Source organism: Snodgrassella sp. ESL0324 (assembly GCF_013344955.1).
GTDB lineage: Bacteria > Pseudomonadota > Gammaproteobacteria > Burkholderiales > Neisseriaceae > Snodgrassella > Snodgrassella alvi.
Genome location: NZ_JAAEDS010000014.1, coordinates 501,389 through 525,812 on the forward strand (window position 1 = coordinate 501,389; position 24,424 = coordinate 525,812).

Sequence of the window (24,424 nt, forward strand, 5' to 3'; positions counted from 1 at the left end):
ATACAGCTTAAAATTCTGCTTACAGAAATCTGATTTCCTTATACCAAGTGATGAGATTAACCATCTCATCACTTTTTTAATTCATAAATAAAAAAACCAGACCAGCAATATTAGCTGGTCTGGTTTTTCAGCAAAATAATCAGCCGACTTTCATACCCGGTTCAGCCCCACTATCCACATCCAGTAAAAATAGTTTGCCATTACCGGCAGCTGAAGTAATCATCCCTTCAGACATGCCAAATTTTGCCATTTTACGCGGCGCAAAATTGGCTACCACAATGACCATTCTTCCGGCCAGTTTTTCTGGTTCAGGATAGCTGGCGGCAATACCAGAGAATATTGTGCGCTGCTCAAAACCAAGATCAAGCTGAAATTTGAGCAGTTTGCTACTGCCTTCGACTTTTTCGCATGTCAGCACTTTGGCAACACGCATATCGATTTTCATAAAGTCATCAAATGAAGCTGTATCTGCCACAGGCTCATACTTTGTTTCAGCAGCAGTCTCAACTGTCTGAATATTCTGCTGATTCGCGGCAATCAGGTCATCAATCTGTTTCTGTTCCACCCGGTGCATCAGATGCTGATATGCATTGATGTGATGACCGGCAGGTAATAAGGTTGTACTATCAGCCCAGCTTAATGGCGCCACATTCAGAAAAGCGGCTGCTTCTGTAGCAAGCTTAGGCAATACTGGTGACATATATACGGTCAGAATACGGAAAGCATTAATCAGTTCACTGCATACTTGCTGTAAACGTGTCTCCTGTCCTTCCTGTCGCGCCAGCTCCCATGGTTTGTTGGCATCGACATACTCATTGACCACATCAGCTAATGCCATGATTTCACGTAAGGCACGCGCATACTCACGTGCTTCAAAGCTGGCAGCAATATTTTCACTTTGTGCCTGTAGCTGTGGCAATAGCTCGCTATTGCTAACATCAGCCAGTGTTCCCTGAAAGCGTTTGCTGATGAATCCGGCAGCACGTGCGGCGATATTTATGTATTTACCAACTAAATCACTGTTAACCCGGGCGATAAAATCATTCAGATTTAAATCCAGATCTTCAATTCTGCTATTGAGTTTGGCTGCAAAATAATAACGCAGCCATTCGGGATTCAGTCGTTGCTCAAGATAGGAACGGGCTGTGATAAAAGTACCGCGTGATTTGGACATTTTCTGTCCGTCTACCGTGAGAAAACCGTGTGCAAATATGCCTGTTGGTGCCCGCAGATTGGCGTATTGCAAAGTAGCCGGCCAGAATAATGCATGAAAATATAAAATATCCTTACCGATGAAATGATACATTTCAGTATCAGTATCTGCACAGAACCACTGATCAAAATCAATACCCAGACGTTCACACAGGTTTTTAAATGATGCCATGTAGCCGATAGGTGCGTCCAGCCACACATAAAAATATTTACCGGGAGCATCCGGAATTTCAAAGCCGAAATAAGGCGCATCACGACTGATATCCCAGTCACTCAGGCTATCATTCTGCAACCATTCATTCATTTTATTCAGGGCTTCTGCCTGTAAATGCGGCTGCTCACGACCATTTTTCAGCTGGGTACTGCCGGCAGTCCACTGTTTCAGATAATCCGCACATTCTCCGAGTTTAAAGAAGAAATGCTCAGATTCTTTCAGCACAGGAGTAGCGCCGGAAATAGCAGAATACGGTTTAATCAGTTCGGTAGGACTATAAGTAGTGCCGCAAACTTCACAATTATCACCATACTGATCCTGTGCATGACATTTCGGACATTCACCTTTAACAAAACGATCGGGCAAAAACAGATTCTTTTCCGGATCAAATAATTGCTCAATAGTACGGCTTTCAATTTTTCCATTGGCTTTTAACGCCAGATAAATGCTGCGTGATAAAGCTTCATTTTCAGGTGAGTGCGTACTGTAATAATTATCATAGCCGATACCAAAACCGGTAAAATCAGCCAGATGATTCTGACGTACCTGAGTAATCATTTCTTCCGGTGTTATTCCCTGTTTCTGTGCCGCCAGCATGACCGGTGTACCATGCGTATCATCTGCACAGACGTAATAGCATTCATGTCCGCGGGCTTTCTGGAAACGCACCCAGATATCAGTCTGAATATGTTCAACCATATGTCCCAGATGAATATTACCGTTTGCATAGGGCAAGGCTGAAGTAACCAGTATTTTGCGTTGTTTTGTCATGATTGATGTATCGTTAGAATCTAGTAAAAATCGTTGAAATTATACCAGAGCCGTTTCTCTGCTACAGTAACGGCTCATAAACCACTCACGTGCCGGAGTATTAGTCAGTTTTCTGCTGCAAGCGAGAAATTCGGGCGGCCAGTCGGGCTGTATCATCACGTAATGTCCCGACCTGAGCAGAAAAACGTTGTAATTGCTTCTGCCCGACCACAATCGCATCACTTTCCTGTGCATAATCTGCAACCTGTGCTGCAATATTCTGACCAATAGCGCAGCCTTGCTGATAGAGACTCTCCAGTTCCAGCGCCACTTTTCCGCCCACAGCATCACCAAGCAGTCTGGCCAGATCGTCACGCCAGTCATACTGCAATGCCTGTATAAGCGGCAAAATCGCCATACCCAGGGTACGGTCACCAGTAATTTGTACGTCACCCACTCCCGGCTGTACACCACTGAGCATTTTAGTCAGAGCTGTCGGAGCGATAATAATGGTGGTTTCAGCTTCTGCAGAATCTTCCTGCCAGAATCCTTGATCATCAATGCGCCCTTTAAGAGTCAGCATAGGCAACACCAGCGCTACAACCCGTTGCCGGTATTGCTGCCAGCGCACTTTAAGTTCCACATTCTGCTGGATAAGGTGATTAAGAACAGCTAAGGTCAGCATAAAGTTTCTCTGGTTTGCTGCGCCCATTGCGGAGTTACCCATTTAACTGCATCACGCGGCTGCCAGAGGCGCATTTGTTCCAGCAGCTCCGCTGGTTTGGCAGACAGACAAAGTAAATCCATGTTTTCCGGCGGCATAAAACCGGCAGTGACTGTATTTTGCAGCATTTGAATTAAGGGATCAAAGAAACCGGCTACATTCAGAATTCCTATCGGATGAGGATGCAGTTTCAGCTGAGCTTGTGAGAGAACTTCAAACAGTTCTTCATAAGTTCCCAGTCCGCCGGGCATGGCAATAAAGCCGTTAGCCAGTTCAATCATTTTATTTTTGCGTTCGGTCATATTGGTGGTTTCATACAATTCGGTTAACCCCGGATGCGCACCTTCCAGATTTTTCAGAAAACTCGGAATAACACCAATAACTTCACCACCATGCTCCAGTACAGCAGTAGCAATCGTACCCATCAGACCAATATTGCCGCCACCATAAACCAGACGGTATCCCTGCTGAGCCATTTCCTGTCCCAGCTGCTGAGCTGCGTCGAAATAAGCTTTGTTCTGCCCCAGATTAGAACCACAATATACAACAATATTTTTCATATTTGTTTTATCTCCATGCCAGCAGTCAATGGTATCTGCTTCAGATAAATATTAACTTTGCATTTAAATCACAGCCTGCGGATAAGAACCAATTATTTTCAGAAAAGCTGAACGCTGTTGCAAGACAGCCAATGCAGCTGCCACATCCTCATTCTGCTGATGACCTTCGATATCAATAAAAAACACATATTCCCACAAACCACCGCGGCTGGGACGACTTTCTAGTTTTGTCATAGATACCTGATGATCTGCAAAAGGCTGAAGTAAATCATGCATGGCACCAGCTTTATTGGGAGCAGCCACTACCAGTGACGTTTTATCTTTACCGCTGCTGGTCGTGATATTCCGCCCTAATACCAGAAAACGGGTAGTATTATTTGGTTCGTCTTCGATATTCTGAGCCAGTATCTGCAACTGATAGTAATCGGCAGCCATCATTGAGGCAATGGCCGCTGCACTACTGTCTGCGGCAGCCAGTCGTGCTGCTTCTGCATTACTGGCAACAGCTATCCGGGCTACCTGCTCCGGCAGGTTTTTATCCAGCCAGTTCCGGCATTGCGACAGTGCCTGAGCATGTGCATAAACCTTAGTGATATCCTGTTGCGATGCTACAGCACGCAGTAGCTGATGATGAATGCGCAGATTGACTTCACCACAAGCTTTTAAAGGTGTGGTTAACAGCAGGTCGAGACTGCGCCCCACCGACCCCTCAGTAGAGTTTTCGACAGGTGTCACTACATAATCGGCCTGCTGCGCTTCGACCAGACGGAAACATTCATCAATTGAAGTACACGGATGTGTCTGTGCAGCCTGACCGAAATGTTTAATAGCAGCCTGTTCGGTAAATGTACCCTTAGGTCCGAGATAAGCGACAGTTAACGGTCGTTCCAGTGCCAGACATTCACTCATAATCGCCCGCTGTAAACGGGCAACTGCCTGACCGGACAGCGGCCCCGGATTTTGTTCCTGAATCCGGCGTAAAACAACTGCTTCACGTTCAGGACGGTACACTATGCCTTCCCCCTTTAATGTACCAATGGCCTGAGCATGAGTGGCTCGCTGGTTTAACAAACGCAGAATTTCACTGTCAATCCGGTCTATAGCATCGCGGTGTGGTTTGAGTTTATCGTTATCAGACATAATTAGTAGTGTTATTAATAGTTTATTCAGAAAAACAAGAAAAAGGCAGCCTACTGCGGGCTGCCCGTTATTATTTATGTTTTTTTTGCCATGCGGTATGTGATAAAGCCCATAATAATACGGCACCACAACTGGTGGAAATCAGCATCATTGTCGGCATCACATGTGTCGAACCATTATGCAGCAGTGTAGTCAGCCAGCCTACAGTAGCGGCAATCAGAAACTGCATTGTTCCCAGTACAGCATTGGCACTGCCGCCGATTTTACGAAAATAGCTCATGAAACACGCCTGAGTATTGGAACCAATCAAACCCTGTGAACCAATTGAAAACATAATCAGCAACAGTAACAGGAAGAAAGGCGGACGATCCATACTCCATACCACAATGGTTAATAATAAATTACAGCTTAACTGCAACAGCACACCGCCAAGCAAAATGTTGCGAGCCGGCGTAGTACGCAGACGATAGGCTGTTACCCGGTTAAACAGCATCATAGTAATCACATTGGCACCAAAGGCCCATGAATACTGATGCGGGCTAAGACCATATATATTCATGTACAAAAAGGAAGATTCAGTCAGAAATACAAACATAGCTGCAAAAGCAGCAGTTTGAAAAAACATGAATCCCAACGCTTCGCGTTCATGAAAAACCACTGAAAAATTTTCTTTTATCTTGCGAAAAACTTTGCTATCCAATGGCTGAATATCCATTTTAACCTGTGGCATAAACCGCCATACGCAAATCAGTACGGCCAGAGCATATACCAGCAGAAATATAAAGATAACCCGCCAGCCGCCAAGAGCAGCCAGTGCTGTACCCAGCATGGGCGCAGCCAGTGGTGCAGCCAGAGTAATAATACCAATGGTGGCAAACATTTTCGCGGCTTCATTGCCATGAAAGAAATCACGTACAGTTGCACCAACTGTAACAGTGGCCATACCGCCGCCCAGTGCCTGAATCCAGCGCCAGAACAGCAATTCTCCGGCTGAGTGAATAAAGACAATAGCAATAGCTGACACCAGATAGACACTCAGACCAATCATAGCAATGATTTTGCGCCCCTTAATATCGGATATTGCCCCCCCAAGCAATTGTCCGAGCGCAACACCAAACATGAAACTGGCCAGACTGCGTTCAATCTGATCAATCGGTGCGTGTAAAGAAGTCGCCATTTCCGGTACAGAAGATAAATAAATATCTGTGGAAAACGGCATAATAGCCACCATCACTGACAACAATAATGCCAGATAATGCGGATTAATAGGTAACTGATTGGGGGATGTTTTCATAACCATTCTTTCCATTTACTACAGGCCTGCCCCGGTCAGGTAGTTAATAATGCTACCAATACTGCTTTAATGGTATGCATCCGGTTTTCTGCCTGTTCAAAAACAATAGAAGCAACACTTTCAAATACTTCTTCACTTACTTCGGCGCCATCCAGAGAAAACTCATCAAAAAGCCACTGTCCTACCTGAGTATCGCGGTTATGAATTGCTGGCAGACAATGCATGAATTTCACTTCAGGATTATTGCTGGCAGCCATCAGACGGGCATCAACGCGGTAAGGTCTGAGCTGCTCAATCCGTTCTTTCCAGGTTTCTTTCGCTTCTCCCATTGATACCCAGACATCGGTATGAATAAAATCAGCCTGATTAACAGCTGCGGCTGCATCTTCAGTTAATGTAATCCGTGCACCGGTCTGCTTTGCAATTGAGCGGCACTGTTCTACCAGAGCGTCATTCGGCCAGAAAGCCCGCGGTGCACCAATACGTACATCCATACCCATTTTGGCCCCGGCAACCAGCAAAGAATTACCCATGTTGTAACGGGCATCACCCACATAAGCATAGGCAATCTGATTCAAGGGCTTTTTGCTGTTTTCCTTCATAGTAAGCAAATCAGCAAGCATTTGCGTCGGATGGTATTCATTGGTCAGACCATTAATCACCGGAACACCGGCATATTCAGCCAGCTGCTCGACAATTTCCTGTCCGTAACCACGATACTCAATCGCGTCATACATGCGCCCCAGAACCCGTGCAGTATCACGGATACTTTCTTTATGCCCGATCTGGCTGCCACTGCTGTCCAGATAAGTCACATGTGCACCCTGATCATGCGCAGCCACTTCAAAAGCACAACGGGTACGGGTAGATGTTTTTTCAAATATCAGAGCAATATTTTTACCAGTCAGACGCGGCTGCTCCGCTGCATTTTTCTTTTCAGCTTTCAGGCTGGCAGCCAGATCAAGCAGCGTCTGAATTTCTGCCGGCGTATAATCCAGCAGTTTTAAAAAATGTTTCTGTTTCAGCATCCCCATTAGTTTCTCCTTATGCAGCATGAGTAAAATCAGCCTGTGCCAGCTGTTGCAGCATATTCTCATAAATAGCCGATAACTGAGCTATTGCGGCAATATCCACACACTCATCTATCTGATGAATCGTGGCATTAACCGGACCCAGTTCTATTAATTCGCTGGCGATAGCCTTAATAAAGCGACCGTCTGACGTACCGCCTGTGGTAGATAATTGAGCATTCACACCACAAACACGCTCAATGGCGGCCTGTGCTACCGTAGTCAGACGTCCTGCAGCGGTCAGGAACGGTTCTCCGGACAAAGCCCACTGCAAATCATAGTTTAAATTATATTTATCCAGTATGGCATGTACCTGCCGGCGCAGACTTTCCGCTGTCGATTCCGTTGAGAACCGGAAATTAAACTGTACGGTAAGCTCTCCGGGAATTACATTAGTAGCGCCTGTACCAGCATGAATATTGGAAATCTGAAATCCGGTAGGCGGAAAATAAGCATTTCCGTCATCCCAGTGCGTGGCAGTTAACTCAGCCAGTGCCGCAGCAGCCAGATGTACCGGATTGGCAGCCAGATGAGGATAAGCGATGTGTCCCTGGCGTCCGTGCACCTGCAGCGTACCCGACAAAGAACCACGTCGTCCGTTTTTTATCATGTCACCCAGTGTATCAACTGCCGTAGGCTCACCCACAATGCAGTAATCAATATGCTCTCCCCGCTCTTTTAAAACTTCGACCACACGTTTGGTACCATCGTGCCCGTCACCCTCTTCATCAGAAGTAATCAGCAAAGCCAGACGCAACGGCAATTCAGGTTGCTGAGCCAGCAAGCGTTCGCAAGCAGTCACAAAAGCTGCAATACTGCTTTTCATATCGGCAGCACCACGCCCATACAGGTATCCATCACGCTCTGCAGGTGTAAACGGAGGCGAAGTCCAGCGACTTTCATCGCCGGTTGGTACCACATCAGTATGACCGGCGAAACAAACCAGCGGCCCCTGCCGGCCGTAAACAGCATAAAAATTATCCGTTTCCCCGAATCTGAAGGTTTCAATATTAAATCCCAGTGCTGTCAGACGGCTCATCAGCAACGGCTGACAACCATGATCATCCGGTGTGACAGATGGCTGTGCTATCAAATCTTTGGCCAGTTTCAGTGTTTCTATTTCCATTATCATAAACTCAAAAAAAATAACTTCAGGCAGCTTGAAAGGCTGCCTGAGAACATATTACATCTTTATAAACCAATTTTTCTGTCTTGCCAAACATTTACCCAATAATTGACAATCCATACCATTTATTCATACACCATTTCAGCACGTTTAACATTACACAGCAGCTCATAGGAAATGGTTCCGGCGGCGGCGGCTACTTCATTTACATTAACAACATCACCCCATAATTCCACTTCACTGCCGAGTGACTGCCGGTGGTCATCCAGCTGAACTGTCATCATATCCATGGAAACCCGACCGAGAACACAACTGCGTACCCCGTCAATTGCCACCGGTGTGCCTGTTGCCGCACGGCGCGGATAGCCGTCTGCATAGCCGCAGGCCACCAGCCCGACACGAGTTGAACGGGTAGTGACATAACTGGCACCATAACCAATCGGTTCTCCCATCTGCAAAACCCGTTCTCCGAATACTTTACTTACCAGCCGCATTACCGGCTTGAAACGGCTATCAGCACCACCCATCGGCGAAATACCATAAAGTGCCAGCCCCGCCCGTCCCCAGCCGCACTGTGTTTGCGGATAGGCCATTATGCCAGCCGAATTAGCCAGACTTACCTCACCGGGCAAATTGGCACAGGTCAGCTCAAAAGTACGAATCTGTTCAGCCGTCATGGTTTTCATCGGCTCATCTGCACAGGCAAAATGGGTCATTTTCACCACATCAGCTACCTTACTGCTTTGAATCAGAGCCTGAAAGGCAGGTGCATAATCATGAGGGAAAAAGCCGGTTCGGTGCATACCGGAATCCATTTTCAGCCAGACTGTTACCGGTTTCTGCCAGTCATAATCCAGTAAGCTTTCCAGCTGCCATAAATTACCTACTACAGGCCACAACTGGTAACGGTCTGCCAGCGCATATTCTTCAGCAGCAAAAACCCCTTCCAGCATGATGATCGGTAATTGTATACCTGCTTCACGCAACTGCACTGCCTCACTGATACAGGCCACTGCAAAACCATCAGCTATATCAGCCAGTGCCTGCGCGCAGCGCACAGCGCCATGTCCATAAGCATTGGCCTTAACCACGGCCAGCATTTTGCCGCCGCCATGCATCTGCTTTAAAGCCAGAAAATTATCACGCAAGTGATTCAAACGAATCTGCGCAACTAACGGACGCATCATTGCTCCCCTGTTATCCTGATTATCAAATTTCATTATTTAAGCAAAGCCGCCATGCAGCAACAGCTTTCAGTAATAAAATTTTATCATTATCTCTATCTGAATTTCATATATCACCATAACTGCCAGCCGTATCAGATAAATTAATAATATATTAATATTATGATAAAAAATTTTACCGTTTCTGTCTGCCCTGACAAACGGGACAAAATAAGCGCCGATAAGAGCAAAATTTACCCGAATCGTTCTGAACTTGCTTAAACATAACGAGCCAGCGATAAATCACTGGTTTCAATTTCCGGTTTAACACCACTAATCAAATCAGCCAGAATTCTTCCCGAACCCAGCCCCATTGTCCAGCCCAGCGTACCGTGTCCGGTATTGATAGACAAATTCACAAAACGGCTGGCGCCAATAATCGGCGTACTGTCGGGTGTCATCGGGCGCAGACCGCTCCAGAAAAAAGCTTCCGAAGTCCGGCAGCTATCCGGAAATAAATCATTCACCACCAAATCCAGTGTTGCTTTACGTTTAGGGTTCAGATGAATACGATAACCAGACAACTCAGCCATACCACCGGCACGGATACGTTTATCAAAACGCGTTACTGCCACTTTATAAGTTTCATCAATCACAGTAGAAACCGGTGCTTTTGCTTCATCGGTAATCGGAATAGTGAGTGAGTAACCTTTAACCGGATATACCGGCAGATTAATTCCCAGTCCGCTCAGCATACTGCGACTAAAACAGCCCAGAGCACAAACATAATGGTCGGCAGTAAAGTACTGACCATTGGCCATAACACCCTTAATACTGCATTTATCCTGCTGTATTTCAGTAATAGCACGCCTGTAGAGGAATTTTACACCGAGATCTTCACATTTTCTGGCCAGCTCAGTAGTAAATAAATGGCAGTCACCCGTGCCGTCCTGTGGTAAATACAGGGCACCGGCCAGCTTTCCGGTCATATGTGCCAGTGCAGGCTCGTATTGGACACATTCGGCAACACTGCTGAGCTCCTGTAAAGGCACACCGAATTCCTGTAAAACAGCTACATCGGAACGGGAATCGATAACCTCTTTTTCTGTACGGAAAATCTGTAAAGTACCTTTGCTGCGACCTTCAAACTGAATATTTTCTTCTGCCTGCAATTGCTGTAACATCGCACGGCTGTACTCGGAAATCCGCACCATGCGTTCTTTATTGGTGGCATAGCTTCGGGCATTACAATTACGGTACATCTGCCAGAGCCATTGCAGCTGAAACAGACTGCCATCAGGACGAAACAACAAAGGGGAATGTTCTTTAAATAGCCATTTCCATGCTTTGGCCGGAATATTGGGTGCTGCCCACGGAGTGGTATAACCATATGATAATTGACCGGCATTGGCAAAACTGGTTTCCATTGCAGCCTGATCAGCGCGCTCCAGCACAGTGACTTCATGTCCTGCTTTAGCCAGATACCATGCAGTACTTACCCCCACAATACCGGCTCCCATAATCAGCACTTTCATAATATCCTCTCTCTGGTACTTAACCGGAATAACCTATTGGTTTAACCACAAATTTCACAAATATCTTAATTCAGTTACTTTCCCTAGTGTAAACAAAGCCTGATAGTGAATTTCACTTTATTTAAACAAAAAAATGGAGTATTTTAATAAATACTCACATTCAAACTATCAAAAACCATGCACCATATAGATAAAGTGGACATGAAAATCTTGTCCCTGCTTCAGAAAAATGCCCGGATGACCATGACCGAGCTGGCCGATAAGGTTGGCCTTTCCACCACACCGGTTACCGAACGGGTACGGCGGCTGGAGCGGGAAAACATTATTACCGGCTATCACGCCCGCCTCAATCCTCGCGCCCTGAATCAGAGCCTGCTGGTATTTGTTGAAATCAAACTGCGCTCTAAATCCGGCAATATTTTTGAAGACTTCCGGCGTGAAGTTCTGACTATTCCGCATGTGCTCGAATGTCATCTGATTTCCGGTGAATACGACTACCTGATAAAAGTTCGCCTGCCGAATATGCACGCTTACCGCAATATGCTGGGTAACATTCTGTTACAGTTGCCGGCAGCAGCCGAAAGCCGCAGTTATGTTGTTATGGAAGAAGTAAAAGAAGAGCAGATGTTGCATCTGGAATAAATCTTCGGCTGCATTATGTCCGGTACTACATTACATCGCAGCTGTATACTTATTCAGCATCCTGAATATACTTTACCAGTAATGCAGTTTCATCATCCAGCTGTTCTTCATCCTGATTGAGAAATAAATAAACCGGCGTTGCACGGCGCATACCCTGGCGCAATGGCAATAATTTTAATTCTCCGCAGGCCAGTTGATTTTTAATCCGTTCTTCCGGCAGCCAGCCATAACCCACCCCCTGACTGACTGCCTCAATAGCTGTTTCAATCGTGGTGAATGTCCAGTTTTCAGATGCAGTAATCTGCCTGTAAGGCAGTTGCTGTTGTTCACGACTAACAATTTCAATCAGCGGATAACGCATCAGAACATCCTGACTCAATGGTGCCGGTAAATCCAGTAAAGGGTGCGAATGCCGCACAACTGCTACAAAATTCACCTCCAGCAATAACTTACCCTGCCTCATCATCTCAGCACTTGGGGTGATAATATAAACATCCGCCTGCCGCTGTTGTAAAACAGCACAATTTTCACTGCGCAACACCTCTGTGAGATGTATCTGAGTAGACGGATAAGCCTGCTGAAAACAGCGCAATGCTGAAAACAGGCGATATTTAGGAAAAATACTGTCTACTACCAAGTCTAATCTTGCCCGCTCACCGCGTTTCAGAGCCCGTGAACGATTTTCCAGTGCTTCAAATCCCTGTAACAGTGGTAATGCCTGTGCCAGCAACTGCTGTCCGGATGCCGTCAGTTCTGCACGACGGCCGACTATAGTTAATAGCGTTACCCCCAGACGTTCCTGCATCAGCGTCAGCTGATAACTTAGCGAAGACTGGCTGCGATTAAAAGCTTCAGCAGCACGGGCAAAACTGCCGTAACTGACTACGGCCTGCAATAACTGCCATTGCTCCAGCGTTGTTTTCATTACTTAATCAATCGAAATTTTGGAACAGTTTAAACCAATATTAGCGTTATTCATCAGATAAATACAGGTTTACACTTCATTTGTTTTTATTCAGATTAACTACAATTCAAAAGGTGAAAAAATGCCTGCATTTGATACTGCCGATTTAAGTAACATTCTTGGTAAACATCTGGTTTATACCTACGACAATGGCTGGAACTACGAAGTTTATGTTAAAAATGCCACCACTATCGATTATCGTATTCATAGCGGTCTGGTGGGTAACCGCTGGGTAAAAGATCAGAAAGTTTATCTGGTACGCGTAGCAGCCGGCGTATATAAAATTTCATGGACAGAACCTACCGGTACAGATGTCAGCCTGATTATCAATCTGGAAGACAAATTATTTCACGGCACCATCTTTTTCCCGCGCTGGGTAATGAATAATCCCGAACATACTGTTTGTTTCCAGAACGAGCATATTGCACAAATGGAAGCCTATCGTGAAGCAGGCCCGGTTTATCCGACAGAAGTTATTGACGAATTTGCCACCATTACTTTTATTGAAGATTGTGGCGAAAATGATGAAAACGTTATTAACTGTCCGGCCAGTGAATTACCGGCAGACTTTCCGCATCACCATTAAGTACTTATCCTGAACCATAGGGCAAACAATAAATTGTCTGCCCTGTTCTGTTTATTCTGCAAAAATCCCAGTTTTTAAATACAGAAAGACAACTATAGTAGCGTTAACACTTAGCATGGTTATTTTTTTGCTGACCGGTAAAATTATACGTACTGATAAGCCCCTGAATACCTGAACTTAGTTTCAGCAAAGCATAGAAACAGTCAAAATTATTTTCTTTCTCCGCTCAACAAAACCACCAACACCGTTATTGAACATCATCATTCATGGTTTTATCTATCGCATAAGCTAACTATGATGCCTGACCCAGATTATTCAGAATAACCAAAGCTTGCTGCACATCATCATCAGCTACAAAAATATGATCATGATAATAACCGGCTATAACATTACAACTGATATTCTGTTGTGCCAGTGCATGCGCAAATGCAGCAGTCAGCCCGACAGCAGCCAGCGAAGAATGCACCATTAATGTAATCCAGCCAGCAATATATTCATAATTCTGCTGATATTCATCAGCAACTGCCTGCGGTAAAACCAGTGTAGTACCTTCGTTTTCCTGCATAATCGCCACAGCAGCGGTCAGTAATGCTGATGCAGGCTGCTGTACAGTACAAAATACATATTTGCCCGGATTATGCTGCGGTGAAGCAGATTGCAGCAAAATTTGCAGATTACTTTCACCAGAGATTTTAGCGTCCATATCAAAGTATCCTCAGAAACAATCAGACCGGTCATCTAATGACTAAATTGGTCAAAAAAATTTATCCTAGCATTAATTCTATTTGCATGACAGCACCGAATACCTTTGATTACCAGTATCTGTCTGGCAAATTCACTTACTCAAGCCATTATGAATAATTCTGTCACCGAAGCTGAAAGCAACTACACATCAGACTATATTTATTTACTCAGCCATCAAAAAAATACTAATACAGACCATCAGATTTAAAATTCCATTAACATAAAGAAAAAAGGATAAAAAAATGCGCACACGATTAAGTGTGCGCCAAGTCTACAAAGGAGAAATAGAGGAGAAACTGTTAAACCAACTAGGAGCTGATTTAACGAAGCGAATTATGCCTCAACTACGCATGCATAGCAAGTCATATTTTGTATTAATTCGACAAAATATAGTTATTTTAATTAAAAATACCGCAAAATTCATTAACTGCACATATCTTTTCCCGCAAAAAGCATAAAAAAACACTTTATCTAACCATAACTTAGTCCAAACCAAACCGTCATCAGACAACACTACCGCTGACTTCGGTTTATAAATACTAATTATGCCAGTCTTCGCGTATTTTCTGTGCTTTTGCAAAAAAAGCAGTCAACTTTTGTGCATCCCCTTGTTGCAGACATTCCTGTAAATATGCCAGTTCATGCTGTTGCTGCTGGAGTAAACCAGCCAGTACCTGACGATTAGCCAGACAGATATCTGTCCAAATCTGCGGATTACTGGCTGCAATGCGAGTGAAATCCCGAAACCCGCTGCCGGCAAATTGCAACAATTCATCGGCATTTGCTGCTTCGGCCAACTGGTGTACATATGCATAAGCCAGCATATGCGGTAAATGACTGACAGCGGCAAAAATTGCATCATGTCGTGCCGCATCCAGATGATAAATCTGCGCCTGTACAGCCTGCCACATAGCAACAACTGTGTGTAATGCAGCTTCGTCCTGCTGTTCATGAGCGCAAACAATACATTTTTTTCCGGCAAATAAACCAAACTGCGCCGCCAGTGCACCATGCCGGTCTGAACCGGCAATCGGGTGAGCGGCCACACAGCGCGGATAATGATGTGGTAATTCAGCAGCAAAGGCTTTTAATGCCAGCTGCTTGGTACTGCCCACATCAGTAACAATACAATGCTCAGATAAATAGGGAACCAGCTGACGGCAAATTGCCGGTAAAGTATTCACCGGAGTGGCTATCAGCACCATATCGGCTTCTGCCACACTCTCTGCATTAATCTGCGTATAGGTATAATCAACTACCCGCCGTTCCAGTGCACGAGTCAGATTATCGGCATCGATATCAATGCCGGCTACTTCAGCAACCAGTCTGGCACGTTTTAAATCCAGTGCCAGAGAGCCACCAATCAGCCCCACTCCGACCAGCACCAGCCTGCGCATATTCATCTCAGAAAACATCTCATACAAATCATCATTTCAGTTTTCGGCTTATTTGTTTTGATAATCAGACCGATCTGCCCCATGCACTCAGAAACTCCTGCCAGTGCGCTGCCTGTTGCGTACTCAGATAACCTTTAAGACAACGGATTTCCTGCTCATATTCGTCTGCATCCAGAAAACCGCGTAACAGATTAAAGCGCAGATACATTAAATAAGTATTGGCTGCATCGGTTTCGCAATAATGCCTGATCTGTGCCAGCTCGCCCTGCTGATAAGCTGCCCAGACTTTACTACCGTCCATACCCAGCTTTCCCGGAAAGCCGCATAGTTTGGCCATATCATCCAGAGGTACACAGGCACGGGACTGATATAAAGCCAGTAAATCCATTAAGTCACAATGGCGTGCATGATAGCGGCTGATATAGTTATTCCACTTAAAATCTCGGCTGTCGCCAAAATCACCCTCGCCCATATCCCAGTAGCGAGCCGCACTGATGCCATAAATCAAAGCACGGTAATGTAATACTGGTAAATCAAAGCCACCACCGTTCCAGCTCACCAGCTGAGGTGTATGAGTTTCAATCAGCTCAAAAAAACGTGCAATTAAAGTTTCTTCGCTGTCTTCCGGTGTTCCGATACTGCCCACATGAATTTTATCCGTCCCCCAGCGCATACAGCAGGAAATAGCCACTACCTGCTGCAAATGCAGCTGCATAAAATCGTTACCGGTTTTGGCTCGTCGTTGCTGCAAGGCAAATTCCACCACATCAGCATCACTGACCTCTGCCGGCAAATGATTCAGAACACGAATGCCGGCTACATCCGGCACAGTTTCTATGTCGAAAGCCAAAATCGGAGTCATAGCAAGAATTCATATTAATTATCGGATAAGTATTGTGGCATGAAGCCACTGGCTGCGCCAGCCGTTTAACTACAAAACAACATTACACTTATAACATGATTGCTTTATACTAACGCGTAGCCGGACAGGCCTTGCATAAAAGCAGATAAAACAGACTATAGATTTCGTTGTTTTCAGCTAGTCTGGCGTTCTGCCGGATTTATCCTGTTTAGCGATAAAATAGCAAAACTTCCCACTTGGATACTTTTATGCCTTTCTCAGTCAGGGCATACATTAACAGACAGAAAAAGAATTTCAATATGAAAAAATCTTATCTATGGCAATGGCTTGCACCCCTACTGGCCATACCGCTAATTGCTTCATGCGACGGTACACCTGTACATAATATTGATTCTGCGGCAAAGTCGGCCTCAGGTAATACAACTGCATCTGTATCAGCAGCCAATAATGTAACTGACGCAGGTCGCCCTGCTGATGCGGAAATCAGTAAAAAAATAAATGCCAATCTGGCCAGTAAAATGAGCAAAATGCTCAAGGGTTCTGAATTAAATATACAGGGTGTATATACCACACCGTTACAAGGTATTTATGAAGTAGTAATTACCGGCAATCAGATTATTTATACTGATGAAAATGCTGCCTATGTTATGATTGGCAATCTGATTGATCTGGAACACCGGAAAAATCTTACCGAACAGCGAGTCAGCGATATGTCCAAAATAGACTTTAAAGAATTGCCATTAGAAAAAGCAATTAAAGAGGTTCGCGGTAGTGGTCAGCGAGTAATGGCTGTATTCTCCGATCCTGACTGCCCGTTCTGTAAAAAACTCGAAGAAGAAATTGCCCAGATAGACAATATTACTGTCTATACTTTCCTGATGCCGGTACCTGATTTACATCCAAATGCACAGAAAAAGGCTGTGCAGATATGGTGTCAGAAAGAGCGTACAACCGCATGGACTCAGTGGATGCGCAAGGGCAAAGAACCTGCTGCTGTTGCCAATTGTGATAATCCGGTAGCTGACATCATAAAACTGGGAAATAAATATGGCTTTGATGGCACACCTACTTTGGTCTTCCCGAATGGCAAAACCATTTCAGGGCTAATGCTTAAAAATGAGTTAGAGCAGGAACTGAATAAAAATCAGAAATAGCATTATTCATAGAAAAAGCAGCCGCACCGGCTGCTTTTTAATTTTCTGTTACGATACACAATACGGATTATTACATTGGAACCATGACACCGGCCGATATTGATTATTAGTTTTTTACCACATCAGCCTACCCATTCTGCTACTGGTACACTGCCATGCTTGCCGATACAGATATTGAAAATTATGATTGATAATTTATAGAGTTAAGATCAATCGCCATGTATAACATTCAACGTGTATATACCTATCAGCATCAGCAGCCGTCAGTATTAATAGACCGTCTGTGGCCACGCGGTATCAGCAAAATCAGACTAAGCGGAGTTGAGTGGATTAAAGCTGTTGCCCCGTCCGGCCAGCTCAGAAAATGGCTGCACCAGAATCCTGAAAATCATTATCAGGAATTTTGCCGGCTGTATCAGCAGGAACTCAGCCTGCCACAACAACAGGAAGCATTGCGCACACTGAAGCAACTGCATGAGCAGCATCAGCAACTATGGCTGCTCACGGCAGCCAAAGATATTGCCCACAGCCATGTACCGGTATTACTGGCACAGTTACAGGCATAGCTCAAAATTAACTGATGTATCCTTTTAGTCTCTATCAATAAAAATGCCCTGAAAAACATATCAGGGCATTTTTATAACCATTATTCGATTATACAGATACAAACTGTATCAGGCGGCATCCGCACTGGCTTCTGAGCGTAACAAACCAATCAATCGAACAATTCGATCTTTTAATTCGCGCCGGTCAACAATTTGATCGATTGCCCCTTTATCCAGTAAAAACTCCGAACGCTGGAAGCCTTCCGGTAAAGTTTCACGTACAGTTTGTTCAATCACCCGCGGACCGGCAAATCCAACCAGAGCATTCGGCTCAGCCAGAACAACATCACCGATAAACGCAAAGCTGGCAGACACACCGCCCATAGTCGGATTGGTTAATACTGATATGAAAGGCAGTGATTTATCAGCAAGCAAATGTAATGAAGCACAGGTTTTAGCCATTTGCATTAATGAATTGAGACCTTCCTGCATGCGTGCACCACCTGAAGCGGCCACACAGATAAAGGTACAGTTATGTTTTACCGCCTCACGTACGCCGCGAACAAAGCGCTCACCCACAACAGAACCCATTGAACCGCCGATAAAGTTGAATTCAAAAGCGGCCACAACCACAGGTACACCATTCATGGTTCCGCGTACCACCAGCAGCGCATCATCTTCCTGCGTCAGCTTACGGGCAGCACTTAAGCGGTCAGTATATTTCTTGCTGTCACGGAATTTGAGAATATCAACTGGTTTAATGTCTTTACCAATTTCATACTGTTTGGTTTCATCCAGCATCATACTGATACGTTCCCGTGCTGACACCGGATTATGATATCCGCACTTCGGGCACACTTCCATATTCTTTTTCAAATCCGTGGCATATAAAGTTGCCGCACAGGACGGACATTTCTGCCACAATCCCTCAGGGATACCTGCGGATTTAACCGCTGCATCTTTCTTAATCTTAGGCGGCAGGATTTTATCTAACCAACTCATTCTTTTATTCCCGGTTATTGCCGGCAGCCGGAACAGGCCGCCATACAGAATTAGGATGTTACACAGATTATTCCAGAGCCTGTCTGAGCTCGGCGACAACAGGAGCCAGAGCTTCGGCCTCATGACCAGTATGCTCGGCTATTGTCTGCACAAAGCGGCTGCCAACGATTACGGCATCCGCTACTGCTCCGATACGGCGGGCACTGTCGGCATCGCGAATACCAAAACCCACACCGATAGGCACCTGTATAAACTGGCGTAAATGATCAATTTTACGCGAAACTTCGGCCGTATCCAACTGTGATGAACCGGTCACTCCCTTAAGTGATACATAGTAAACAAAACCACTGGCCTTACTGCCAATCAGTTTAATCCGCTCATCTGTGGTAGTAGGGGCAATCAGAAAAATGCAGTCCAGCCCGTATTTCCTGAGCTGCTCATGCAAATCATCAATCGTTTCGGCCGGACAGTCTACTGTCAGCACACCATCCGCACCAGCCTGCGCAGCAGCACTGGCAAAACGTTCATAACCCATATGATAAACCGGATTCAGATAACCCATGAGCACCACTGGTGTCGTCTGATTTTCCTGCCGGAACTGTCTGACCACCTGAAATATATCATTCAGAGACACATTCTGGCGTAAAGCACGCTCGGCAGCTGACTGAATCACCGGTCCGTCGGCCATCGGATCAGAGAAAGGCACACCCAGTTCAATAATATCTGTACCATTGGCTACCAGCGTTTTCATCAGCTGTACTGTTGTAGCCAGATCCGGATCACCACAAGTGATATACGATACCAGAGCAGTCCGTCCATGCAGCTGCTCAAACGTATGTTGAATTCTACTCATTATGTTCTCAACTCATTTCCGAACACTTTAGCAGTGTATTGATTCAGCCAGCCATCATCCTGCCGCTCCCGCGGACAGCCAGATTTTATCTGCCTGCAACACTGCCAGTGCTGATTATCATAGCCTGCATCATACCATGCGGTACAGCACATCCCTTAATTTTTCATTGACTGCACCGGTGCCGGTACCCGTCCGCCACGATTAATAAATACCTCACAGGAACCGGATTTCACCGGCATAACCGGAGCTCGGCCGAGTAAACCGCCAAACTCTACGTAATCACCGACATCCTTACCGGTAACCGGAATCACCCGCACTGCTGTAGTTTTGCTATTAATCAGGCCGATAGCAGCTTCATCAGCAATAATTCCCGCCAATGTACTGGCCGGAGTGTCGCCCGGTACAGCAATCATATCCAGCCCGACCGAACACACCGCCGTCATAGCTTCCAGTTTATCCAGCGTCAGCACACCGGCTTCTACCGCTGCTATCATACCTTCATCTTCAGATACCGGAATAAACGCACCGCTTAATCCGCCTACTGCGCTGGAAGCCATCATACCGCCCTTTTTCACAGCATCATTCAGTAATGCCAGCGCCGCAGTCGTGCCGTGCGTTCCGCAGACACTCAGCCCCATCGCTTCCAGAATCCGGGCAACACTGTCCCCCACTGCCGGAGTAGGTGCCAGAGACAAATCCAGAATACCGAACGGAATACCCAGCATTTTACTGGCTTCATGGCCGATCAGTTCACCCACACGAGTAATCTTGAATGCGGTTTTTTTCACCAGCTCGGCAACTTCGGTCAGGGACAGCCCTTGTGTATTCTGCAACGCAGCACATACCACGCCCGGTCCGGATACACCGACATTAATGACGCAGTCCGCTTCTCCCGCACCATGAAAGGCACCGGCCATAAACGGGTTATCTTCCACTGCATTACAAAAAACTACCAGTTTGGCACAGCCAAAACCTTCCGGGGTGATTGCCGCAGTCTGGCGGATGGTTTCGCCCATCAGCCGTACAGCATCCATATTAATGCCGGCACGGGTAGAACCGATATTTACTGAGCTGCATACGACATCTGTGCAGGCCATAGCCTCAGGAATTGATCGGATTAATATCTCATCAGCAGCACTCATTCCTTTGTGCACTAATGCAGAAAAACCGCCGATAAACGAAATACCAATGGCTTTTGCCGCTTTATCCAGTGTCTGTGCTATCGATACATAAGAATCAGCACCGGTGGCAGCACCAATCTGAGCAATAGGTGTTACAGCAACGCGCTGATTCACAATTGGTACACCATATTTAGCCGACAGCTCAGTTGCCGTCTGTACCAGATTTTTACCGACACGGGTAATCTTGGCATAAATTTTTTCATTCAGGCGCTTGATATCTGTATCAATACAATCATGCAAATCAATGCCAATAGTTATCGTACGCACATCGAAATGCTGGTCAGATACCATTCGTACAGTTTCCAGAATTTCATTATTCTGAATAGAAAAAGACATAAATAACTCCTAAATCCGGTGCATGGCATTAAACAATGCTTCATCCTGCACACGGATGTGCAATCCTCGTTTTTCGCCTTCACTATCCAGAAATTTACTAAACTCTAAGCGCGGTAAAGTACATTTTTCCGCATCCAGCAGAATAATCATAGTGAAATAATCATCCATTAATTGCTGACTGATATTCACAATACTAACCTGATGCTCTGCCAGCAGCGTGGCTACCTCAGCAACTATACCAATACGGTCTTTACCAATCACTGTCATCACAGCATGATTAGACATAAATAATCCTATTCACAATAATAATTATTACCAACCACAGAAACTAATCCGTCGCCAGCCGGCAGCCAGATCAGTTCAGCAGCACAGATTTAAGATATACGTTCACATTTAAAGAATAATGCACACAGTAAAATCAGTGTTGCCACTCCTCCGCCCAGCAACGAAACCCCGTTCCAGCCATAATGTGCATAAGCCATAGCAGAAGCAAGTGAGCCGAGTACACCACCGATAAAATACATACTCATATAACCGGAAGTAATCCGGCCTTTGAGCGCCGGATCAGAACGATAAATCAGCGACTGGTTACTGATATGCAATGCCTGAATCGCAAAATCCAGCAAAATTACCCCGCCGATCAATGCCCATAAATGCACCCCTCCGGCATACAATAGTGACCAGCTAAGCAAAAACAGTAAGGCACAAACTATTGTCATCGCATAAGTGTGGCCTTTATCCGCAGCCCAGCCACCTACATTGGAACCAAAAATCCCCAGCGCACCAAATAAACCAAATAAACCAATTGTACTCAAACTGAAATGATAAGGTGCATGGCTGAGCAATAACGTCAATGGTGTCCACAACACTGAAAACAAACAGAAATCCAGCGCCCCGAGCACACCACGCTGCCGCAATAACGGTGTACGCCATAATAACGACCAAACCGATACCAGCGTTTTCCAGTAACCCAGAGTACTGTGTTCACGCTGTACATGAGGCAGTTTGCATTGCAAAATCAGTGCCATTAACAGCAGCATTGCCGCACCGAGCATATATACCGTACGCCAGCCCCACCAATGGGCAACCATACCGGAAAAAGTACGTGACAACAGAATACCCAGTAACAGCCCACTCATCAGCGTACCGATTACCCGCCCGCGCTGTTCGGGTTCTGACAGACTGGCGGCCAGCGGCATCAGCACCTGAGCCACCGTACAAAAGGCGCCGACCATTACCAGACCGGCAATAAACAGCCATAAATCAGGAGCAAATGCTATCAGCAGCGCACTGATACCCACTACAACATACAGCGATACAATTAGCTTTTTGTTATCGAGCAAATCACCCAGCGGTACCAGAAAAATCAGCCCCAGCGCATAAGCAAGCTGCGTCAGCGTAATCAACATGCCGCTACTGGCAACATTCATACCAAAATAGCGTGCAGTTACTTCTATCAGCGGAAAGACAAAATAATTACTGGCTACGGCCAGACCGATGGCCAGAGCCATCATAAAAATCTGACCGGAAGACAGTTTAATACTCTTATTCATACATACAACAAATATTTACTACAGACTAATTCCGTCCAGCCGGGCAACCGTATTAATATCTTTGTCCCCCCTGCCGGATAGATTCACCAGAATGACTTCATCCGGACTCATTTTCGGTGCATTGGCTACTGCCCATGCCAGCGCATGGCTGGATTCAAGTGCAGGAATAATACCTTCCTTATGACACAGCAAATGAAACGCTTCCATAGCAGCTTCATCACCCATGGCTTCGTACTCAACCCGGCCAATGTCATGCAGCAGACCATGCTCCGGACCCACACCGGGATAATCCAGACCGGCGGAAACAGAATGAGTATTCATCACCTGTCCGTTTTCGTCCTGCATCAGATAACCCCGGAATCCGTGCAATACTCCCATCGGGCTGTGCGAGCTGATAGGTGCGGCATGCTGAGAACCGGATAAGCCTAGACCACCTGCCTCAACCCCTACCAGACGAGTTTCAGTCACATTAATATAAGGATAAAACAGACCAATCGCATTCGAACCGCCGCCGACACAGGCTACTGCTACATCAGGCTGACGACCGATAGCTTCCTGCATCTGCTGTATTGCTTCATTTCCGATAACACACTGAAAATCTCGCACCATTTCCGGATAAGGCATCGGACCGGCTGAGGTACCAATAATATAATAGGTATCATCTACCCGTGCCACCCACTCACGCAATGCTTCATTCATGGCATCTTTCAGCGTACATGAGCCGGAATTCACCCCAACCACCTGAGCACCAAGCAGCTTCATCCGGTATACATTCGGTGCCTGACGGCGGATATCCTCAGTACCCATAAACACAGTACATTCCAGACCAAAACGCGCGGCTACCGTAGCAGAGGCCACACCATGCTGACCAGCACCGGTTTCAGCGATAACGCGCTTTTTACCCATTCGCTGTGCAAGCAAAGCCTGACCAATCGTATTGTTAATTTTATGTGCACCGGTATGATTTAAATCTTCCCGTTTCAGATAAATCTGCGCTCCGCCCAGATAGTCAGACAAGCGCCGTGCATAGTAAACCGGACTGGGACGGCCTACATAATATTTTAAATCCTCATGATACTGTGCCCAGAATGCCGGATCAGCTTTCGCTTCATAATAAACCTGTTTTAATTCAGCCAAAGCTGCAATCAGTGTTTCCGATACAAACAGCCCGCCGTGCTCACCAAAAAAACCCTGTTCGTCAGGATAGTGATAATTTTCCATATTTTTTTCCATTGAGCGACAATTTACCCGCAAAGTAAAACTATCCGGTCATATTATCACCTTTTAAATCCATTATCCCGTTATCCATACTTAATCCGGAATAAATAAAAGAGTTCTGCTTCTGTGCCAATAAAAAATGCAGGTTATTAATTTTATAAATAAGAGCTGCTTAAAATAACAACATGAATTTTGATTACATATTTATTGTTATATATGTCATCATTTAAAAAACCTAATCTTAATAAACCGATACTGGCTGTCAGATAATCTAGCGCCAGCATCAATGACATTACTTCCAATAAAAATCTGGGAAAATAGAATCACTATGCAAAATTTGCTTTTATACTTCTGTTTTAAACCGAAAAAAACAAATCATTCATACTGATTAGTATTATTTTTATCGGGTCTGTTATGATAATCTGTCAGTAAAACATAAAATAGCCAGTTTCAGCACCAGAATATCCACAAGCTCAATCATTTCAGCCATATTGGTTTGAGTACAAAAATAATATTCAAACAGGATGATTTCACTCTCCGGCTTTTCATCTTCAAAACCAGAACCACATTTTCCTGATAAATATATTTTTATTGCTCAG

25 protein-coding genes are annotated in these 24,424 nt (G+C 45.3%); 5 read left to right on the forward strand and 20 right to left on the reverse strand.

Annotation, left to right across the window (positions count from 1 at the left end):
* Positions 1 to 139: 139 nt before the first annotated feature.
* From metG to GYY70_RS09365, 9 genes are all read right to left on the reverse strand, one after another.
* Positions 140 to 2,197 carry a methionine--tRNA ligase gene (gene metG, locus GYY70_RS09325; RefSeq protein WP_174832153.1) on the reverse strand — a complete coding sequence of 686 codons (2,058 nt, stop codon included), beginning with the start codon at positions 2,195 to 2,197 and terminating at the stop codon, positions 140 to 142.
* Between the two features lie 100 nt (positions 2,198 to 2,297).
* The gene (locus GYY70_RS09330; RefSeq protein ID WP_174832154.1) at positions 2,298 to 2,861 is read right to left on the reverse strand and encodes an SCP2 domain-containing protein; all 564 of its coding nucleotides are present in this window, start codon (positions 2,859 to 2,861) and stop codon (positions 2,298 to 2,300) included.
* Positions 2,855 to 3,460 carry a TIGR00730 family Rossman fold protein gene (locus GYY70_RS09335; protein WP_174830618.1) on the reverse strand — a complete coding sequence of 202 codons (606 nt, stop codon included), beginning with the start codon at positions 3,458 to 3,460 and terminating at the stop codon, positions 2,855 to 2,857. The genes GYY70_RS09330 and GYY70_RS09335 overlap by 7 nt, the downstream gene beginning before the upstream one ends.
* Before the next feature lie 63 nt (positions 3,461 to 3,523).
* Positions 3,524 to 4,600: a prephenate dehydratase gene (gene pheA, locus GYY70_RS09340; protein WP_025331351.1), complete on the reverse strand. Its 1,077-nt coding sequence runs from the start codon at positions 4,598 to 4,600 to the stop codon at positions 3,524 to 3,526.
* A gap of 70 nt (positions 4,601 to 4,670) precedes the next feature.
* On the reverse strand, positions 4,671 to 5,894 hold the full coding sequence (locus GYY70_RS09345) for a multidrug effflux MFS transporter (RefSeq protein ID WP_025331352.1): 1,224 nt from the start codon (positions 5,892 to 5,894) through the stop codon (positions 4,671 to 4,673).
* 35 nt (positions 5,895 to 5,929) lie between these two features.
* Positions 5,930 to 6,928 carry an ornithine carbamoyltransferase gene (argF, locus tag GYY70_RS09350; protein WP_370521180.1) on the reverse strand — a complete coding sequence of 333 codons (999 nt, stop codon included), beginning with the start codon at positions 6,926 to 6,928 and terminating at the stop codon, positions 5,930 to 5,932.
* A gap of 10 nt (positions 6,929 to 6,938) precedes the next feature.
* Entirely contained in the window at positions 6,939 to 8,096 is a 1,158-nt protein-coding gene (dapE, locus tag GYY70_RS09355; protein ID WP_172338510.1) for a succinyl-diaminopimelate desuccinylase, read from the reverse strand.
* 119 nt (positions 8,097 to 8,215) lie between these two features.
* Complete coding sequence (alr, locus tag GYY70_RS09360) at positions 8,216 to 9,274, reverse strand: alanine racemase (protein WP_078475424.1); 1,059 nt, start codon at positions 9,272 to 9,274, stop codon at positions 8,216 to 8,218.
* Between the two features lie 257 nt (positions 9,275 to 9,531).
* Complete coding sequence (locus GYY70_RS09365) at positions 9,532 to 10,788, reverse strand: D-amino acid dehydrogenase (protein WP_174832155.1); 1,257 nt, start codon at positions 10,786 to 10,788, stop codon at positions 9,532 to 9,534.
* A 177-nt stretch (positions 10,789 to 10,965) separates the two neighbouring features.
* Between GYY70_RS09365 and GYY70_RS09370 the strand changes: the two genes are divergently transcribed.
* Entirely contained in the window at positions 10,966 to 11,430 is a 465-nt protein-coding gene (locus tag GYY70_RS09370; protein ID WP_037474892.1) for an Lrp/AsnC ligand binding domain-containing protein, read from the forward strand.
* Between the two features lie 49 nt (positions 11,431 to 11,479).
* Here the strand turns inward: GYY70_RS09370 and GYY70_RS09375 are convergent, their stop codons facing one another.
* Positions 11,480 to 12,355 carry a LysR family transcriptional regulator gene (locus GYY70_RS09375; RefSeq protein ID WP_174832156.1) on the reverse strand — a complete coding sequence of 292 codons (876 nt, stop codon included), beginning with the start codon at positions 12,353 to 12,355 and terminating at the stop codon, positions 11,480 to 11,482.
* Positions 12,356 to 12,476: 121 nt separating this feature from the next.
* Between GYY70_RS09375 and GYY70_RS09380 the strand changes: the two genes are divergently transcribed.
* Positions 12,477 to 12,980: a phenolic acid decarboxylase gene (locus GYY70_RS09380; protein ID WP_084548358.1), complete on the forward strand. Its 504-nt coding sequence runs from the start codon at positions 12,477 to 12,479 to the stop codon at positions 12,978 to 12,980.
* A 292-nt stretch (positions 12,981 to 13,272) separates the two neighbouring features.
* Here the strand turns inward: GYY70_RS09380 and GYY70_RS09385 are convergent, their stop codons facing one another.
* On the reverse strand, positions 13,273 to 13,683 hold the full coding sequence (locus GYY70_RS09385; protein WP_180214740.1) for an ACT domain-containing protein: 411 nt from the start codon (positions 13,681 to 13,683) through the stop codon (positions 13,273 to 13,275).
* Between the two features lie 283 nt (positions 13,684 to 13,966).
* On the opposite strand from GYY70_RS09385, the gene GYY70_RS09390 reads away from it, so the two are divergent.
* Entirely contained in the window at positions 13,967 to 14,182 is a 216-nt protein-coding gene (locus GYY70_RS09390) for a hypothetical protein (RefSeq protein WP_084563486.1), read from the forward strand.
* Between the two features lie 81 nt (positions 14,183 to 14,263).
* On the opposite strand, the gene GYY70_RS09395 is transcribed toward GYY70_RS09390, so the two are convergent.
* Both GYY70_RS09395 and GYY70_RS09400 read right to left on the reverse strand, forming a co-directional pair.
* Positions 14,264 to 15,127 (reverse strand): prephenate dehydrogenase/arogenate dehydrogenase family protein, encoded by an 864-nt coding sequence (locus GYY70_RS09395; protein WP_174832157.1) that lies wholly within the window; start codon positions 15,125 to 15,127, stop codon positions 14,264 to 14,266.
* Between the two features lie 58 nt (positions 15,128 to 15,185).
* On the reverse strand, positions 15,186 to 15,983 hold the full coding sequence (locus tag GYY70_RS09400; RefSeq protein WP_084548356.1) for a 3'-5' exonuclease: 798 nt from the start codon (positions 15,981 to 15,983) through the stop codon (positions 15,186 to 15,188).
* A 299-nt stretch (positions 15,984 to 16,282) separates the two neighbouring features.
* Between GYY70_RS09400 and GYY70_RS09405 the strand changes: the two genes are divergently transcribed.
* Together GYY70_RS09405 and GYY70_RS09410 are read left to right on the forward strand one after the other, a co-directional pair.
* Positions 16,283 to 17,137, forward strand: coding sequence for a DsbC family protein (locus GYY70_RS09405; RefSeq protein WP_174832158.1), 855 nt, complete (start codon positions 16,283 to 16,285; stop codon positions 17,135 to 17,137).
* A 218-nt stretch (positions 17,138 to 17,355) separates the two neighbouring features.
* Complete coding sequence (locus GYY70_RS09410) at positions 17,356 to 17,703, forward strand: DUF488 domain-containing protein (RefSeq protein ID WP_174832159.1); 348 nt, start codon at positions 17,356 to 17,358, stop codon at positions 17,701 to 17,703.
* Between the two features lie 108 nt (positions 17,704 to 17,811).
* Here the strand turns inward: GYY70_RS09410 and accD are convergent, their stop codons facing one another.
* The 7 genes from accD to trpB form a co-directional block, all read right to left on the reverse strand.
* The gene (gene accD / locus GYY70_RS09415) at positions 17,812 to 18,684 is read right to left on the reverse strand and encodes an acetyl-CoA carboxylase, carboxyltransferase subunit beta (protein ID WP_025331368.1); all 873 of its coding nucleotides are present in this window, start codon (positions 18,682 to 18,684) and stop codon (positions 17,812 to 17,814) included.
* A gap of 67 nt (positions 18,685 to 18,751) precedes the next feature.
* The gene (trpA, locus tag GYY70_RS09420) at positions 18,752 to 19,537 is read right to left on the reverse strand and encodes a tryptophan synthase subunit alpha (protein ID WP_078475378.1); all 786 of its coding nucleotides are present in this window, start codon (positions 19,535 to 19,537) and stop codon (positions 18,752 to 18,754) included.
* Complete coding sequence (locus tag GYY70_RS09425) at positions 19,537 to 19,689, reverse strand: hypothetical protein (protein ID WP_174832160.1); 153 nt, start codon at positions 19,687 to 19,689, stop codon at positions 19,537 to 19,539. The genes trpA and GYY70_RS09425 overlap by 1 nt, the downstream gene beginning before the upstream one ends.
* Before the next feature lie 3 nt (positions 19,690 to 19,692).
* On the reverse strand, positions 19,693 to 21,054 hold the full coding sequence (locus GYY70_RS09430; RefSeq protein ID WP_078475379.1) for a PFL family protein: 1,362 nt from the start codon (positions 21,052 to 21,054) through the stop codon (positions 19,693 to 19,695).
* Between the two features lie 9 nt (positions 21,055 to 21,063).
* Positions 21,064 to 21,339: an ACT domain-containing protein gene (locus GYY70_RS09435; RefSeq protein WP_025331370.1), complete on the reverse strand. Its 276-nt coding sequence runs from the start codon at positions 21,337 to 21,339 to the stop codon at positions 21,064 to 21,066.
* A gap of 89 nt (positions 21,340 to 21,428) precedes the next feature.
* The gene (locus GYY70_RS09440) at positions 21,429 to 22,607 is read right to left on the reverse strand and encodes an MFS transporter (protein ID WP_084548352.1); all 1,179 of its coding nucleotides are present in this window, start codon (positions 22,605 to 22,607) and stop codon (positions 21,429 to 21,431) included.
* Between the two features lie 18 nt (positions 22,608 to 22,625).
* Positions 22,626 to 23,828, reverse strand: a complete 1,203-nt coding sequence (gene trpB, locus GYY70_RS09445; protein WP_174832161.1) for a tryptophan synthase subunit beta — start codon at positions 23,826 to 23,828, stop codon at positions 22,626 to 22,628.
* Positions 23,829 to 24,424 lie beyond the last annotated feature (596 nt).